Annotated in this window: 1 protein-coding gene; it reads right to left on the bottom strand. The window is 62.2% G+C overall.

Going from position 1 to position 294, the window contains the following annotated elements; translation table 11 throughout:
- On the bottom strand, positions 1-294 hold a 294-nt coding region (locus P0D89_RS54455; protein ID WP_408371640.1), incomplete at both ends, for a response regulator transcription factor.

Below are 294 nucleotides of genomic sequence, written 5' to 3'. Positions count from 1 at the left end.
GTCCATCTCAGAGGCAATCTGCTTGTTCAGCAGGCCGGACAGCACAAAGGCCATCACCTCTTTCTCGCGTGGTGACAGGGATTGGTACGAGGCGCGCAAGCCGGCTAATGCGGCCTCGGCCGCGAGCCGCTCGCTGTCCCGCGCCAGGGCCTGAGCCACTGCGTCGAGCATGTCCTGGTCCTTGAACGGCTTGGCAAGGAAGTCCAGCGCGCCAGCCTTCATCGCCTTCACCCCCATCTCGATGTCTCCATGACCGGTCATGAAGATGACGGGAATGCGCATGCCGCTATTGAC

This window comes from Paraburkholderia sp. RL18-085-BIA-A (assembly GCF_046027075.1).
Taxonomy (GTDB): Bacteria; Pseudomonadota; Gammaproteobacteria; order Burkholderiales; family Burkholderiaceae; genus Paraburkholderia.
This window is presented reverse-complemented; position numbering and strand designations above follow the sequence as displayed.